The 255-nt window shown below is 48.6% G+C and carries 1 pseudogene; it reads left to right on the top strand.

Annotation, left to right across the window (positions count from 1 at the left end):
- Nucleotides 1-255: pseudogene (locus EOE67_RS20740) on the top strand (helix-turn-helix domain-containing protein); the annotation flags it as partial.

Raw genomic sequence — 255 nt, 5'->3', positions numbered from 1 at the left:
GAACAGATATGAGCAAAATTAAAGACATTCTGAGACTTCGCTTTGATGCTGGCCTCAGCTTACGAGACATCAGTAAGTGCTGCTCTGTCGGGCCCGCCACTGTTAGCGAGATCTTGTCGCGCTTTTCGACCAGCGGTTTAAGCTGGCCATTGCCTGATGAAACCAGCGATACCGAGTTAGAAAAAGCTGTCTATAAAGGTAAAAACTCGTCCAGGCTCAAACGCCAGCCTGACATCGCTTTGATGCATCAGGAAC

The sequence above is a fragment of the Rheinheimera riviphila genome (assembly GCF_004005945.1).
GTDB classification, from domain to species: domain Bacteria; phylum Pseudomonadota; class Gammaproteobacteria; order Enterobacterales; family Alteromonadaceae; genus Pararheinheimera; species Pararheinheimera riviphila.
This window is presented reverse-complemented; position numbering and strand designations above follow the sequence as displayed.